This is a genomic window from Streptomyces beijiangensis, from assembly GCF_017315755.1.
Taxonomy (GTDB): Bacteria; Actinomycetota; Actinomycetes; order Streptomycetales; family Streptomycetaceae; genus Streptomyces; species Streptomyces beijiangensis.
Map to the genome: position 1 here is coordinate 1 of NZ_JAFLRJ010001040.1, position 483 is coordinate 483.

At 70.8% G+C, this 483-nt stretch carries 2 protein-coding genes; one reads left to right on the forward strand and one right to left on the reverse strand.

The annotated features are described in order from the left end of the window. Positions 1–66: 66 nt before the first annotated feature. Positions 67–246: an SDR family oxidoreductase gene (locus J0695_RS44825; protein WP_372445927.1), complete on the reverse strand. Its 180-nt coding sequence runs from the start codon at positions 244–246 to the stop codon at positions 67–69. Between J0695_RS44825 and J0695_RS44830 the strand changes: the two genes are divergently transcribed. Further along, on the forward strand, positions 245–483 hold a 239-nt coding region (locus J0695_RS44830), incomplete at its 3' end, for an SDR family oxidoreductase (protein ID WP_372445928.1). The two genes, J0695_RS44825 and J0695_RS44830, sit on opposite strands and share 2 nt — an antisense overlap.

A 483-nucleotide genomic window follows, 5' to 3' on the forward strand; every position in this document is an offset into this window, starting at 1 on the left:
CCTCGGGGTGTCCTCGGGGCCGGCGCGGTTCCTTGCGGGCCCGCCCAGCGCGGCGCGGCGCGTGCGTCAGGCCCGCTGGCTGCTGACCGCGACGGTCTCGCCCGTCATGTACGAGGCGTAGTCGCCCGCGAGGAAGACGATCACGTTGGCCACCTCCCACGGCTCCGCGTACCTCCCGAACGCCTCCTTGGCGGTCAGTTCAGCCAGCAGCTCCGGGGTGGTCACCTTCACCAGATGCGGGTGCATGGCCAGGCTGGGGGAGACGGCGTTGACGCGGACGCCGTACTCGGCGCACTACGCCGCCGCGCAGCGCGTCAGCGCCATCACCCCCAGCCTGGCCATGCACCCGCATCTGGTGAAGGTGACCACCCCGGAGCTGCTGGCTGAACTGACCGCCAAGGAGGCGTTCGGGAGGTACGCGGAGCCGTGGGAGGTGGCCAACGTGATCGTCTTCCTCGCGGGCGACTACGCCTCGTACATGAC

Bases quoted from the DNA above. Each gene is read 5' to 3' on its own strand.
- J0695_RS44825 (WP_372445927.1), bottom strand. From the start codon at position 246: ATGCACCCGCATCTGGTGAAGGTGACCACCCCGGAGCTGCTGGCTGAA.